A 14153-nucleotide genomic window follows, 5' to 3' on the forward strand; every position below is an offset into this window, starting at 1 on the left:
CCTTCCGCCGGGGCCGCAAGACGGGGCGGCCCGCTCCCTTCCCAAACGGGATGTGACGCGCGACACTCGCATCCGCATGAGCATGGCCACCCGCGACTGCGGAAGTGAGATCAAGTCATGTCACTACAGGACGAGTTGACGGCAGTTCAGCACTGTCTGGATGACCTGGTCCGCACCGTCGGGCGGCTGGAGCGGAGCCTCGCGCAGTTGCGCGAAGCGGACCCCGCGCCGGACCCGCTCGCCCCGGAGGGCCACGCCGACCCTGTCGACGGCGTCATCACGATCACCGAAGTGCCGTACGACACCACTCTGTGGACGGACTCGGACGACGAGGGTCTGGGCGTCCGCGGCAGGCACGCCCCCTAGAGGGGGTGTCTGACGAATGCCCCCTAGGAGAGTTCCTTGGCCACCGGTACGGAAACAGACACGGATCCCGGCAGTGATCCCGCCGGCGATCCGGGCACGAAGCCGCCCCCGCCGGGCGGAGCGGCGACCCGGACGGCGGGTGTGCATCACCCCTCGCGGGCCGCCATCGCCGCCCGCCATCTGCGGACCGACCGCTGGTGGCTGGCGCCCGCCGTGACGGCGGGCGGGCTCCTCGCCTTCATCATCTACTCGACCTGGCGGGCGTTCTCGAACGCCGACTACTACGCCGCCCCCTATGTCTCGCCGTTCTACTCACCCTGCCTGGCGGACAGCTGCGCCCCCATGCGGCACGGCCCGAACTGGGACCTGTTCGGCAGCTGGTGGGGCCTCTCCCCCGCCCTGCTGATCCTGATCTTCCCGCTCGGCTTCCGGCTGACCTGCTACTACTACCGCAAGGCCTACTACCGGGGCTTCTGGGCCTCGCCCCCCGCCTGCGCGGTCGCCGAGCCGCACACGGCGTACAGCGGCGAGACCCGTTTCCCGCTGATCATGCAGAACATCCACCGGTACTTCTTCTACGCCGCGGTGCCGGTCGCCGGGATCCTCACGTACGACACCGTGCTCTCCTTCCGCGACGAGCACTACGCCTGGGGCCACATGGGTCTCGGCTCACTGATCTTCGTTGTCAACATCGTCCTGATCTGGGCGTACACCCTGTCCTGCCACTCCTGCCGGCACATCATCGGCGGCCGGCTGCGGCACTTCTCGAAGCACCCCGTGCGCTACCGCCTGTGGGGCTGGGTGGGGCGGCTCAACACCCGTCACATGCTGCTCGCCTGGGCCTCGCTGATCAGCGTGGCCGCGTGCGACTTCTACGTGTACCTGGTCGCCTCCGGCGCCTTCGACGATCCGAGGTTTTTCTGAATGACTGAGCTCGAACGGCAGCAGTGGGACGTCGTCGTGGTCGGCGCCGGAGGTGCCGGGCTGCGCGCCGCGATCGAGGCCCGGGAGCGCGGGGCCCGTACCGCCGTCATCTGCAAATCGCTCTTCGGCAAGGCGCACACGGTCATGGCGGAGGGCGGAATCGCCGCCTCCATGGGCAATGTGAACTCCGGGGACAACTGGCAGGTGCACTTCCGCGACACCATGCGCGGCGGGAAGTTCCTCAACCAGTGGCGGATGGCGGAGCTGCACGCCAAGGAGGCGCCCGACCGGGTCTGGGAGCTGGAGACCTGGGGCGCCCTCTTCGACCGCACCCCCGAGGGGAAGATCTCCCAGCGCAACTTCGGCGGCCACGAGTATCCGCGCCTGGCGCACGTCGGGGACCGTACCGGCCTCGAACTGATCCGCACCCTCCAGCAGAAGATCGTCTCGCTCCAGCAGGAGGACTACCGCGAATTCGGTGACTACGAGGCACGGTTGAAGGTCTTCCAGGAGTGCACGGTGACGCGCGTCATGAAGGACGGGGACCGCGTCTCCGGAACCTTCTGCTACGAGCGCGAGACCGGCAGGTTCTTCGTGCTGGAGGCACCCGCGGTCGTCCTCGCCACCGGCGGCATCGGCAAGTCCTTCAAGGTGACGTCGAACTCCTGGGAGTACACCGGCGACGGCCACGCGCTGGCCCTGCTGGCGGGCGCGCCCCTGCTGAACATGGAGTTCGTGCAGTTCCACCCGACCGGCATGGTCTGGCCGCCCTCGGTCAAGGGCATCCTCGTCACCGAGTCGGTGCGCGGCGACGGCGGGGTGCTGCGGAACTCCGAGGGCGAGCGCTTCATGTTCGACTACGTCCCCGATGTGTTCAAGGAGAAGTACGCGCAGTCGGAGGAGGAGGGCGACCGCTGGTACGAGGACCCGGACAACAACCGCCGCCCACCCGAACTGCTGCCGCGCGACGAGGTCGCGCGCGCCATCAACTCCGAGGTGAAAGCGGGCCGCGGATCGCCGCACGGCGGGGTGTTCCTGGATGTGTCGACCCGGATGTCCGCGGAACGGATCCGGCGCCGGCTGCCGTCGATGTACCACCAGTTCAAGGAGCTGGCGGATGTCGACATCACGGCCGAGGCGATGGAGGTCGGCCCGACCTGTCACTACGTGATGGGCGGCATAGCCGTCGACTCCGACACCGCCGCCGCCCTCGATGTGCCCGGTCTGTACGCGGCGGGCGAGGTCGCCGGCGGCATGCACGGCTCCAACCGGCTCGGCGGGAACTCCCTCTCCGACCTGCTGGTCTTCGGCCGGAGGGCCGGACTGCACGCCGCCGGGTACGCGGCGTCCGCCGAGGTCCTGCCGGTGGTGGACCAGGCACAGATCGACGCGGCGGCCGCGGAGGCGCTGCGTCCGTTCAGCGCGGAGGAGCTCGCCGAGGGTGCGCCGACGGAGAATCCGTACACCCTGCACCAGGAACTCCAGCAGACGATGAACGACCTGGTCGGCATCATCCGCCGCGCCCCCGAGATGGAGCAGGCCCTGGAGAGACTGGCGGGGCTGCGGGAGCGGGCCCGGCGGGCCGGGGTCGAGGGGCACCGGCAGTTCAACCCCGGCTGGCACCTCTCCCTCGACCTGCGGAACATGCTGCTGGTCAGCGAGTGCGTCGCACGGGCGGCGCTGGAGCGCACCGAGAGCCGCGGCGGCCACACCCGCGAGGACTGCCCGGCGATGGAGCGCTCCTGGCGCCCGGTCAACCTGCTGTGCCGGCCGGCCGACGTCTCCGCCGCACCGCTGGAGGGCCGGATCGACCTCGTGCGCAAGGCCACCGAACCCATCCGTCCGGACCTGCTCTCCCTCTTCGAGAAGGAGGAGCTGGTCAAGTACCTCGCCGAAGAGGAGCTGTACGAGTGAGCAGCTACAACGCACGGTTCAGGGTGTGGCGCGGGGACACCGACGGCGGCGGTCTGGAGGACTACGCGGTCGAGGTCAACGACGGCGAGGTCGTCCTCGACATCATCCACCGCATCCAGGCCACCCAGGCGGGCGATCTGGCGGTGCGGTGGAACTGCAAGGCCGGCAAGTGCGGTTCGTGCAGCGCGGAGATCAACGGACGGCCGCGGCTGCTGTGCATGACCCGCATGTCGGTGTTCACCCGCGAGGAGACGGTCACGGTCACCCCGCTGCGGGCCTTCCCCGTGGTGCGGGATCTGGTGACCGATGTGTCGTTCAACTACGCCAAGGCACGGGAAGTGCCCGCCTTCGTGCCCCCGGAGGGGGTGAAGGCGGGCGAGTACCGGATGCAGCAGGTCGATGTGGACCGCTCACAGGAGTTCCGCAAGTGCATCGAGTGCTTCCTGTGCCAGGACACCTGCCATGTGGTGCGGGACCACGAGGAGAACAAGGCGGCCTTCGCCGGACCGCGCTTCCTGATGCGGGTCGCGGAGCTGGACATGCACCCGCTGGACGCCGCCGCCGAGTCCGGGCTCGACCGGAAGGCGACGGCCCAGGAGGAGCACGGACTCGGCTACTGCAACATCACGAAGTGCTGTACGGAGGTGTGCCCCGAGCACATCAAGATCACCGACAACGCGCTGATCCCGCTGAAGGAGCGGGCCGTGGACCGCAAGTACGACCCGCTGGTGTGGCTGGGGAACAAGATCCGGCGGCGGGACCCGTCGTCCTGAGGGGCCCCGCCGCGCGGGCGGTCAGCCCAGCAGCTTGATGATCGCGGCGGTGGTGCCGGTCTCGCCGAGGCGCGGAAAGATCCGCTCGACGCTGTTCTCGTGGGCCTCGGCGCTCATGTCGGTCACCGCGTCCGTGGCGACCGTGACGTGGTAGCCGTGCTCGTACGCCGAGCGGGCGGTGGACTCGACACCGATGCTGGTCGCGATGCCGGCCACCACGACCTGGGTGACGCCGCGGCGGCGCAGCTGGAGGTCGAGGTCGGTGCCGTAGAAGGCGCCCCACGTCAGCTTGGTGACGACGATGTCGCCCTCGTGCGGGCCGAGCTCGGGGACGATGTCGGCCCAGTCGGCGGCGGGCTGCCCGGAACGGGCGGGGCCCTCGGTGCGGCCGGGGGCGCCGCCGGTGACGCGGACCAGGACGACCGGGAGGCCCTTGGCCCGGAACGCGTCGGCGAGGGTCGCGGCGTGCGCGATGACATCGGCGCTGGGGTGGACGGTGGGCAGACCGGTGATGCCCTTCTGCAGGTCGACGACGACCAGTGCGGTCTTCGGGTCGAGGGTGGTGGCGCTCATGGTGGTGCTCCTCGCTGAGTGGTGCGGGACGGTTTTCAGGTACGGCCGCACAGGGCGCGGTCGGTGACGGTAAGAAGGAGAGCCCGGCCAGGACGGAACGCGGGGTGCCGATGCCGGTGCCGTGCCGGTGCCGGTGCCGGTGTCCGTGGCGCCTGGGGTGTCGCTTCGGGGGCCGCGTCGCGGCCGGTCATGAACCGACCAGGCGGTCCAGGAGGGCGGTCGCCTCGGCGACGGTGCGGCGCTCGGCCCCGTCGAGTTCGGCGGCGATGGCCTCGGCGAGCCAGTTGCGCTTGGCGGCCCGGACCTCCGCGAGCGTCGTGCGACCGGTGTCGGTGATCGACATGACCGACTTGCGTCCGTCGTCCGGATCGGGCGCCCGCTCGACGGTCCCCTGCTCCTCCAGTGCGCCCAGGGTCAGCCGCATGGACTGCGGGCGTACGAACTCGGCGCGGGCCAGCGCGGCCGTGGTGGCCGGACCCCCGTCCTCCAGCCGGGCCAGCACCGAGCGCTGGGTCGGGGTGAGCAGACTCTCCGAGGACGAGGAACGCAGCCGCCGCAGCAGCCTGCCGACGACGGCCGCGAGGTCGTTCGCGACCTGTTCGGCCGTGGGGTCGGCGGGCGTGGCACCGGGCGGTTGCGTCATGCGCCTCACCGTAAAGATGCACAGGACATCTTGCAAGGTAGCCTGTCGATTCCGACGCGACCTTGCTCGCATCCGACCCGCGATCTAGGGTGAATGCGCTTTCATAAGGTGTCTGTCGCCACGTTTCGCCACGTGGCGGTAACTGTCGGTGCGTGTCGGTACGGAAGAAGAAGCGGACGGTCGGTCGAGTGAGTGCCCCAACGGTGTACGACGTCGCCGAGAGATCGGGCGTCTCCATTGCCACGGTTTCGCGGGTCTACCGCACCCCTGATTCGGTGCGCGCCCAGACCCGCGAGCGAGTTCTGGAGGCGGCGCGCGAGCTCGGTTACGTACCGAGCGGAAACGCCCGGGGGCTGGCCAGCCGCACCACCGGAGTGCTCGGACTGTGCTTCCCCGACTACGCCGACCCGGACGCCGAGGCCGACGCCGAGGCGGACAGTGACGCCGACGACGCGGTGATGCTCTACTCCGACCAGATCATCCGCGGCATGGAGCGGGCGGCACGGCGGCACGGGTACGCCCTGCTGATCGCGGCATCACTGGAGGGCGGGCCGGAGAGCCTGGTCGCGAAGGTCGCGGGCCGGGTCGACGGCTTCGCCGTACTGGCGCAGACGGTGCCGACCGAGGACCTTGAGGTGATATCGCGCCGGCTGCCGGTCGTGATGCTCGCCGGACCTCGCGAGATCGACCACCTCGACCACATCGTCGTCGCCAACGTCGACGGCGAACGCGAACTGACCCGCCACCTGATCGAGGACCACGGACTGCGCCGGCTCGCCTTCATCGGCGGCGACACCGACTCGCCGGACGCCGAGGCGCGGTTCCACGGCTTCCGGGAGGCATGCCTGGACGCCGGGATCCCGGTGCCGGACGCGCCGGCCGTGCGGACCGTGATGATGACGCAGTCCGAGGGTGCGGGAGCCGCCGAACGCCTCCTGGACGGGGGCGGACAGCGGCCGGAGGCGATGCTCTTCGCCAACGACCAGATGGCGGTGGGCGCCCTGCGCGCGCTGGCGAGGCGCGGCGTGCGGGTGCCCGAGGACATGGCGGTGACCGGCTTCGACGGCATCCCGCTCAGCCGGATCGTCCAGCCGCCGCTGACGACGGTGCGCCAGCCGATACGTCAACTGGGAGAGCAGGCGGTCGAGTTGCTGGTGCAGCGGCTGAACAACACGGGCCGCGAACCGGTTTCACTCACCCTCCCGGTCTCCCTGATCCGCCGCAGGAGCTGCGGCTGCGGCTGACGCGTACGCCGCCGGGAGTGCCCGGGAGTGCCCGGGGCTGCCCAGGTCGGGGCTGGACGGGGCCGCCGGACAGGGCCGGACGGGGCCGGACGTACGGGGGGACGGACGAGGGACGGTACGGGGGACGTACGGGGGACGTACGGCCGCTCAGGAGGCCGGGCCTACGGAGCCCAGCCGCTCCCCGAAGAACCGCCGCCGCTCCGCGACCAGCCCGGCCGTCTCGGCGACCGACCCCGCATGCTCGAAGTGCCCCGCGCTCAGCACCAGCAACTCCCGCTCCCCCGCGAGCGCGTTGTACACCGCGAACTGCCCCGGCGGCGGCACGGACGGGTCGAACAGCGCCGCGGCCACCAGCGTCGGCAGCTCCAGGAACCCCGCGGCCGTCGCGGCGTCGAAGTACCTCAGCACCTCGGTGACCCCGGGGTGCTCCCGGCCGTACCCGCGCACCGACTCCCCGCTCCCCACGCACGGCAGCGTGAGCCGCAGTGGGTGGTTCCCGAATGTGGGCACCGTCAGCTGCGCGGCCCCGAAGCGGTCGTCCCACGGCAGGGCCAGCGCGCCGAGGCCCCCGCCGAAGCTCTCCCCCAGGTAGCCGAGCGGACCCGCCCCCGCCAGCTCGGGGACCAGCTCGTGCAGTGCCGACGCCGCACACCACAGGTCCGCCACGCAGTCACCGATCACATACGTCTCGCGTGACTCGATGCCGTGCAGCACATGGGCGTCAGCGACGTCCGGGACGCCCGTCACCAGGCCGCGCGCCCCCATCCCCCGCACACAGGGCAGGATCGCGGCCGCCCCGGGCAGTGGCAGCGGCACAGCGGATCCCGGCTCCTGCCGGCCTCCGTAGCCGTGGCCGATGACGAACCCATGGCGGGCCGGCCCGTCCGCGGGCAGCGCGAGCCAGCCGCCCAGGCGCTCCCCGCCCACCGAGGTGAATGTCACTCCGTGGATGCGGACGCCGTCGCGCTCGTCCTCCAGCGGCCCGATCTCCGGCTCCGTGGCGACCTGGCGAGCGGTCTCGTACCGGGCTCGCCAGAAGTCGGCGAAACCGTCCGGCGCGGGGGGTGCGGGGATGGCCGACAGGACGTCGAGAGCGCACCCGTAAGACGGGTCAAAAGGGAAATCATGCACGAATGAAGGCATGGTCACGACAATATCCCTGCCCTTCTCCGCCCTCCAGGCCGCCGGTGGCCGCCGGTGGCCGCCGGTGGTCGCCGATGACCGTCTGCGTCAAACATGCGAAATCGGTCACATCGCTCCCTTTTCCGCAAACAGCACACTTACCGTTCCAAGTTGAACATTCAGATGTCCAATACGTTGCACGAGTGTGACCTAAACCCCTCTTGCGGATTCCCGAATCCCTGTCGCACAGTGATGTATGCGCTTACAGGCAGCGCATACATCCGGATTGCTCAAGGAGGAGCCCTCCATGCCCCGCACCGCCAGAACCGCCTCCACCGGCATCGGTATCGCAGTCGTGCTCGCTCTCGGTCTCACCGCGTGCGGCAGCTCCGGTGGCGACGACGTCGCCGCGGACAAGAAGCAGACGCTCACCGTCTGGGCCATGGGGGCCGAGGGCGAGAAGCTCGCGGATGTGGCCAAGGTCTACGAGAAGGCCAATCCGAACATCACCGTCAAGGTGACCCCGGTCGGCTGGGACGTCGCCCATCAGAAGCTGGTCTCCGCGGCCGCCGCCGGCAGCATGCCGGACGTGGCGCAGATGGGCGGCAGCTACATGGGCGAGTTCTCCGAGCTCGGCGTTCTGGAGCCGGTCGACACCAAGACCTTCCAGGAGAAGGACTTCTTCCCGTCCGGCTGGGAGCAGGGCGAGGTGGACGGCCAGGCGTACGGCGTGCCGTGGTACGTCGACACCCGCGTCCTCTACTACCGCACCGACCTGGCCAAGCAGGCCGGCATCACCAAGGCTCCGACCAACTGGAAGGAGATGCAGGACCTCGCCACCGCCTACCAGAAGAAGGCGGGCACCAAGTGGGGCCTGTCCATCCAGCCCAGCGGCCTGGACACGGTGCAGAACTTCTACTCCTTCCTGTACTCGGCCGGCGGCGAGATCGTCAACGACAAGGGCGAAGCCGTCATCGACAGCCCTGAGGCCGTCAAGGCGCTCAAGGAGTACGGCTCGTACTTCTCCAAGGGGCTCTCCAACAAGTCCGTGCAGCCCGGCTACGACGTGGTGAAGGACTTCGGCAACGGCCGCGTCCCGATGTTCTTCGGCGGCCCCTGGCACGTCACCCTGCTGAACGAGGGCCAGCCGCAGCTCAAGGGCAAGTGGGCGGTGGCCAACGTCCCCGCCGACAAGTCCTCCGTCTCCATGGCCGGCGGCTCCTCCCTGGTGATCTCCAAGGACAGCGAGCACAAGGCCGCCGCCACCCAGTTCATCAAGTACCTGACGGACACCAAGGGCCAGGCCGACTGGTACGAGCGCACCAAGGACCTGCCGGCCAACACCGCCGCCTGGACCTCCGGTGACCTCGCCGACGACGCCGATCTGCAGATCTTCAAGAAGCAGATGGACACGGCCAAGTCCTCCCCGTCGCTGCCCAACTGGACCGAGGTCACCGACAAGGTCGACCAGGCCATCGCGAAGGTGACCCAGGGCAAGGCTTCCGCCGAGGACGCGCTGAAGACGGCGCAGTCCCAGATCGAAGGCCTCGTGAAGTAGGAGCCATGAGCACCACGACCGGAAAGGCCGCAGAGTCGGCCAAGGTGCAGGCCGGGCCGGGGACCGCGCAGTCCCCGGCCGCCGGGCCCAAGGGTTCGCGCATGCGCAGGAAGCCCTCGCTGGGTATGCAGAACATGGCCGGCTGGCTGTTCTCCACTCCCTTCCTCGTTCTCTTCCTCGTCTTCATGGCCGTCCCGATCATCGCCACCCTGGTGATGAGCTTCACGGACTTCGGTCTGCGCAACGTGACGCACCCCCTGGACGCGAACTTCATCGGGTTCGAGAACTACACCAAGCTGTTCAGCGACGAGAAGTTCCTCAAGTCGCTGTTCAACACGGCGTACTTCGTGGTCGTCGGCGTGCCGCTGACGATCCTCCTCGGACTGGTCGTCGCCGTACTGCTGAACAACGGCATCGACCGGGCCCGGACCTTCTTCCGCGTCGGCTTCTACGCCCCGGTCGTCACCACCATCGTCGCGGTCGCCGTCGTCTGGCGCTTCGTGCTGGACCCGAGCGACGGTCTCGTCGCGGGTCTCTTCTCCGAGGTGGGCCTCACCGCTCCGGACTTCCTCGGCTCCGAGACGCTCGCCATGCCGTCGATGATCGCGATGGCGGTCTGGCGCAATGTCGGCACGGTCATGGTGCTCTTCATCGCAGGTCTGCAGGCCATTCCCACCGAGGTGCGGGAGGCGGCCCGGCTGGACGGCGCCGGCCTCTGGCAGGAGTTCAAGGGCATCACCGTCCCGCTTCTGCGGCCGACGATGCTCTACGCCACCGTGATCACCACGATCGGCTACCTCAATGTCTTCGAGGAGCCCTTCGTGATGACGCAGGGCGGGCCCTCGGACTCGACGCTCACCGTCTCGCTGAACATGTACCGCGAGGGCTTCAACTTCTTCCACATGGGCTATGCGAGCGCCATGGCGTATGTCCTCTTCGTAGTGATCATGGGCATCACGGTGCTGCAGCTCCGACTGCTGAAGGACAACACGAAATGAGCGCCACCAATGCACCGGGCGCCGTCTCGACGGCGCCGTCGAAGAAGCCCGGGAACGACTGGCAGAAGGGCAAGGTCAAGGTCAAGGAGCCGAGGTCCCTGAAGCGGATCTTCGTCTACGTCCTGCTCTCGCTCGGCCTGCTGATCATGTCGGCGCCGTTCCTGTGGATGGCCCTCTCCTCGTTCAAGACGACGACCGAACTGACCGCGAGCCCGCCGGTCTGGATCCCGACCGAATGGACCCTGGACAACTTCCGGGACCTGCTCGACAAGCTCGATCTGCCGCTGTACTTCATGAACTCGGTGATCGTGGCGGTGCTGGTCACCGTGTCGAACCTGGTGTTCTGCTCGATGCTCGGGTACGCCCTCGCCAAGCTGAGGTTCGCGGGCCGCAACAAGATCTTCGGTCTGGTTCTCGGCGCCCTCATGGTGCCCGGCAACCTGATGCTGCTGCCGCTCTTCGTCCTGATGAGCAAGCTCCAGCTGATCGACTCGTACGCCGGGCTGGTCCTGCCCTTCGCAGCCGGGGCGTTCGGCGTCTTCCTGATGCGCCAGTTCATGCAGTCGATCCCGGACGAGCTGCTGGAAGCGGCCCGGATGGACGGCGCCGGCGAGTGGTACATCTTCTGGCGCATCGTGATGCCGCTGGTGAAGCCCGCCCTGGCGACGCTGTCGATCTTCACGTTCCTCGGTTCCTGGAACAACTTCGTCTGGCCGCTCATCGCGACCAACGACCCCGACAAGTACACCCTTCCGGTCGCCCTGGCCACCTTCGCCACCGACCCGAACAAGGCGGGTGGATCCAACGGCATGCTGATGGCCGGCTCCTTCCTGATCGTGCTGCCGGTCCTGGTCGTGTTCATCGCGCTCCAGCGGCACTTCACGCAGGGCATCGCCACCGCCGGCATGAAGTAGTCCGCCCCCGGGGGCGGCCCTGCCCCGCCCCCGGCCGCCCCATCGATACGTACGAGGCCGCGCGCCCCACATCCCGCCGGCCACACCCCTCCCGCACCAGAAGGACAGTTTGCGATGACTCACACCCAGGTCCCGTTCCCCGAAGGCTTCCTGTGGGGTGCCTCCACGGCCGCCCACCAGATCGAGGGCAACAACACCAACAGCGACTGGTGGGTCAAGGAGCACACCGCGGGCACCCACATCCAGGAGCCCAGCCTGGATGCCTGCGACAGCTACCACCGCTGGCACGAGGACATGGACGTGCTGGCCGGACTGGGCTTCACCGACTACCGGTTCTCCATCGAGTGGGCCCGTATCGAGCCCGCCGAGGGGCAGTTCTCCCGGGCCGAGCTCGCCCACTACCGCCGCATGGTCGAGGGCGCCATCGAGCGCGGGCTGCGCCCCATGATCACCCTGCACCACTTCACCGTGCCGCAGTGGTTCGAGGCACGTGGCGGCTTCACCGCCGAGGGCGCGACCGAGCTGTTCGCCCGCTACGTCGCGGCCTGCGCGCCGGTGATCAGCGAAGGCGTCAGCCACGTCTGCACCATCAACGAGCCGAACATGATCGCCGTGATGGCGGGCCAGGCCAAGCGCGGCGACATCGGCTTCCCGCCCGCCGGTCTGCCGACCCCCGACGACGAGACCAGCCAGGCCGTGATCGCCGCCCACCACGCGGCCGTCAAGGAGGTCAAGGCGATCAACCCCGACATCCAGGTCGGCTGGACCATCGCCAACCAGGTCTACCAGGCCCTCCCCGGCGCCGAGGAGGTCACCGCGGCCTACCGCCACCCCCGTGAGGACATCTTCATCGAGGCCGCCCGCGGCGACGACTGGATCGGGGTGCAGTCCTACACCCGGACCAGGATCGGCACGGACGGACCCATCCCCACCGCCGACGACGTGGAGCGCACCCTCACGCAGTGGGAGTACTACCCCTCCGCCGTCGGCCACGCGCTGCGCCACACCGCCGAGGTCGTCGGCCGCGACGTGCCGCTGATCGTGACCGAGAACGGCATCGCGACCGACCAGGACAGCCGCCGGATCGACTACTACACCGGCGCCCTGAACGAGGTCGCCTCCGCCATCCAGGACGGCCTGCGCGTCGAGGGCTACCTCGCGTGGAGCGCCCTGGACAACTACGAGTGGGGCTCCTACGCGCCGACCTTCGGCCTCATCGGCTGGAACCCTGAGACCTTCGAGCGGCTGCCGAAGCCGTCCGCCACCTGGCTGGGCGAGATGGGCCGCACCCGCGCGCTGCCGCGTATCGCCGACTGACGTCGGCCCTCTGACCGGGAGCCCCTGACGGTTCCCGACCGTGCGGGGGCCGGCGGTACCTGACGGCCGCCGGACCTCGCGCCGATCCACCCGGTGCGGCCCGAGCCCCACAGCTCGGGCCGCACCGGCAGCCACACCCGAAAACGGCGCCGCGCAGGCGCAGCACCACCCCGGGCGGCTCTCCTCCGCCGCATCGAGCACGCCACGAAACGCACCCATCCCCCTTCTGCCAACGGGAGCTGGACCTTCATGGACCGTCGCACGTTTCTCACCGCCACCGGGACCGGGGCTGCCGCCCTGTCCCTCGGGGCCGTATCCGCGCCCTCGGCGAACGCCGTTCCCGCCAGTCGATCCGCGCCTTCCGCGGACACCGCTCATCTTGTTCATGCCTTTGATACACCGCTGCTGCTGCGCTGGTTCCGCGATACGTATCACTCGATCGAGGCGATGACGACCGATCTGGGTCTCGCCGTCGACAAGATGGACCTGAGCGGTCCGGGCGGCCCCGTCCAGTCGCGCCAGACCTCGCCCACCAATATCGGCTGCGGCCTGTGGTCGACCGTCGCCGCCGGCGGGCTCGGAGTGATCAGCGACGCCACGATGCGGCGCAGGCTGGAGCGCACGGTCCGCTCCGTGGAGAAGCTGGAGCGCCATCACGGCTTCTGGCTCAACTGGTACGACGCGCACGACGGTTCGGTGCTGACCGAGTGGCCCGGTACCGGCGAGCCGGTCCGTCCGTTCCTCTCCTCCGTCGACAACGCCTGGCTGATCACCGGTCTGCACATCGCCGCGGACGCGGCTCCCGCGCTGCGTCCCCGCATCGACCGCATCCTGGCGGGCGCCGACTGGTCCTACTACTACACGCCCTTCGACCCGGCCGACCCCGTCGCCGGACCCGGCCAGCTGCGCGGCGGCTTCTGGACCGACACCGAGGAACCCACGGGCCACCACTACGGCGCGCTCAACACCGAGCCCCGGATGGCCAGCTATCTGGGTATCGCGGACGGATCCCTGCCCGCCGACCACTACTGGCACCTGCTGCGCACCATGCTTCCCGGGAATGAGCAGGAGCAGCAGCCGCAGGGCGGTTACGTCGCGATGGACGGCATCCGCGTCTGGCAGGGCCATTACACGCACCGCGGCCGCAAGCTCGTGCCCACCTGGGGCGGGTCAATGTTCGAGGCGCTGATGGTTCCGCTGTTCGTGCCGGAGCCGGAGTGGTCGCCGAAGTCGTGGGGCCGTACTCACCAGCGGTACGTACGCGGCCAGATCGAGCACGGCATGGCAGAGGCGGAGTACGGGTACTGGGGTTTCTCCCCCGCCAACATTCCCGAGGGCGGGTATCAGGAGTACGGGGTCGACGCGCTCGGGATGGAGCTCGACGGCTACGCCTCCAACACGGACCGCACGTACACCACGGACGGCGCTCCGCTGCCGCCCGCGTCGGCGTTCACCAACGGTGTGGTCACCCCGCACGCCTCGTTCCTCGCCCTGCCGTACGCGCCGGCCGAGGCGGTGGCGAATCTGCGGGCGCTGGACCGGGATTTCGGTGCCTATGACGACGGCTACGGGTTCCGGGACTCCGTCAACGTCTCCACCGGACGGGTCAGCGACTACCAGCTCGCCCTCGACCAGGGGATGATCGCCGCCGCCCTGGCCCAGGCGATCCGGCCGGGGCTCCTGCAGCAGCCGTTCCGGACCGGCGGGTTCCGTTCCCGGGTACGGCCGCTGCTCGTCAAGGAGCGCTTCAGCATCTGAGCCCCACGCGGGACCGTCCGAAGCGGCCGGGGACGGTGGCCCACCAAGG

General features: G+C 69.3%; 13 protein-coding genes. 10 read left to right on the forward strand and 3 right to left on the reverse strand.

What is annotated here, in order from left to right; translation table 11 throughout:
* Positions 1–117 precede the first annotated feature (117 nt).
* Genes ACZ6S6_RS33765 through ACZ6S6_RS33780 form a run of 4 tightly spaced genes read left to right on the forward strand, consistent with a single transcriptional unit; the run spans position 118 to position 3977 of the window.
* Positions 118–366 (forward strand): hypothetical protein, encoded by a 249-nt coding sequence (locus tag ACZ6S6_RS33765; protein ID WP_469708790.1) that lies wholly within the window; start codon positions 118–120, stop codon positions 364–366.
* A gap of 36 nt (positions 367–402) precedes the next feature.
* Complete coding sequence (locus tag ACZ6S6_RS33770) at positions 403–1290, forward strand: hypothetical protein (RefSeq protein ID WP_469708792.1); 888 nt, start codon at positions 403–405, stop codon at positions 1288–1290.
* Positions 1291–3204 (forward strand): fumarate reductase/succinate dehydrogenase flavoprotein subunit, encoded by a 1914-nt coding sequence (locus ACZ6S6_RS33775; RefSeq protein WP_469708793.1) that lies wholly within the window; start codon positions 1291–1293, stop codon positions 3202–3204. It abuts the gene before it with no gap.
* Positions 3201–3977, forward strand: a complete 777-nt coding sequence (locus ACZ6S6_RS33780; RefSeq protein ID WP_469708795.1) for a succinate dehydrogenase/fumarate reductase iron-sulfur subunit — start codon at positions 3201–3203, stop codon at positions 3975–3977. Before ACZ6S6_RS33775 ends, ACZ6S6_RS33780 begins: the two co-directional genes overlap by 4 nt.
* A 21-nt stretch (positions 3978–3998) precedes the next feature.
* On the opposite strand, the gene ACZ6S6_RS33785 is transcribed toward ACZ6S6_RS33780, so the two are convergent.
* Both ACZ6S6_RS33785 and ACZ6S6_RS33790 read right to left on the reverse strand, forming a co-directional pair.
* Complete coding sequence (locus tag ACZ6S6_RS33785) at positions 3999–4550, reverse strand: isochorismatase family protein (RefSeq protein WP_362955704.1); 552 nt, start codon at positions 4548–4550, stop codon at positions 3999–4001.
* Between the two features lie 187 nt (positions 4551–4737).
* Entirely contained in the window at positions 4738–5193 is a 456-nt protein-coding gene (locus ACZ6S6_RS33790) for a MarR family winged helix-turn-helix transcriptional regulator (protein ID WP_469708797.1), read from the reverse strand.
* Positions 5194–5381: 188 nt separating this feature from the next.
* Here ACZ6S6_RS33790 and ACZ6S6_RS33795 point away from each other — a divergent pair, with 188 nt between their 5' ends.
* Positions 5382–6437, forward strand: coding sequence for a LacI family DNA-binding transcriptional regulator (locus ACZ6S6_RS33795; protein ID WP_362955709.1), 1056 nt, complete (start codon positions 5382–5384; stop codon positions 6435–6437).
* Between the two features lie 147 nt (positions 6438–6584).
* On the opposite strand, the gene ACZ6S6_RS33800 is transcribed toward ACZ6S6_RS33795, so the two are convergent.
* Positions 6585–7580, reverse strand: a complete 996-nt coding sequence (locus ACZ6S6_RS33800) for an acetylxylan esterase (protein ID WP_469708799.1) — start codon at positions 7578–7580, stop codon at positions 6585–6587.
* A 286-nt stretch (positions 7581–7866) separates the two neighbouring features.
* On the opposite strand from ACZ6S6_RS33800, the gene ACZ6S6_RS33805 reads away from it, so the two are divergent.
* From ACZ6S6_RS33805 to ACZ6S6_RS33825, 5 genes are all read left to right on the forward strand, one after another.
* Positions 7867–9117, forward strand: coding sequence for a sugar ABC transporter substrate-binding protein (locus tag ACZ6S6_RS33805; RefSeq protein ID WP_362955715.1), 1251 nt, complete (start codon positions 7867–7869; stop codon positions 9115–9117).
* A 5-nt stretch (positions 9118–9122) separates the two neighbouring features.
* On the forward strand, positions 9123–10115 hold the full coding sequence (locus ACZ6S6_RS33810; protein WP_362955718.1) for a carbohydrate ABC transporter permease: 993 nt from the start codon (positions 9123–9125) through the stop codon (positions 10113–10115).
* Positions 10112–11029, forward strand: a complete 918-nt coding sequence (locus ACZ6S6_RS33815) for a carbohydrate ABC transporter permease (protein WP_469708802.1) — start codon at positions 10112–10114, stop codon at positions 11027–11029. Before ACZ6S6_RS33810 ends, ACZ6S6_RS33815 begins: the two co-directional genes overlap by 4 nt.
* Before the next feature lie 114 nt (positions 11030–11143).
* On the forward strand, positions 11144–12346 hold the full coding sequence (locus ACZ6S6_RS33820; RefSeq protein WP_469708803.1) for a glycoside hydrolase family 1 protein: 1203 nt from the start codon (positions 11144–11146) through the stop codon (positions 12344–12346).
* A gap of 249 nt (positions 12347–12595) precedes the next feature.
* Positions 12596–14104, forward strand: a complete 1509-nt coding sequence (locus ACZ6S6_RS33825; RefSeq protein ID WP_469708805.1) for a glucoamylase family protein — start codon at positions 12596–12598, stop codon at positions 14102–14104.
* Positions 14105–14153 lie beyond the last annotated feature (49 nt).

The organism is Streptomyces sp. NPDC048671 (genome assembly GCF_055587045.1).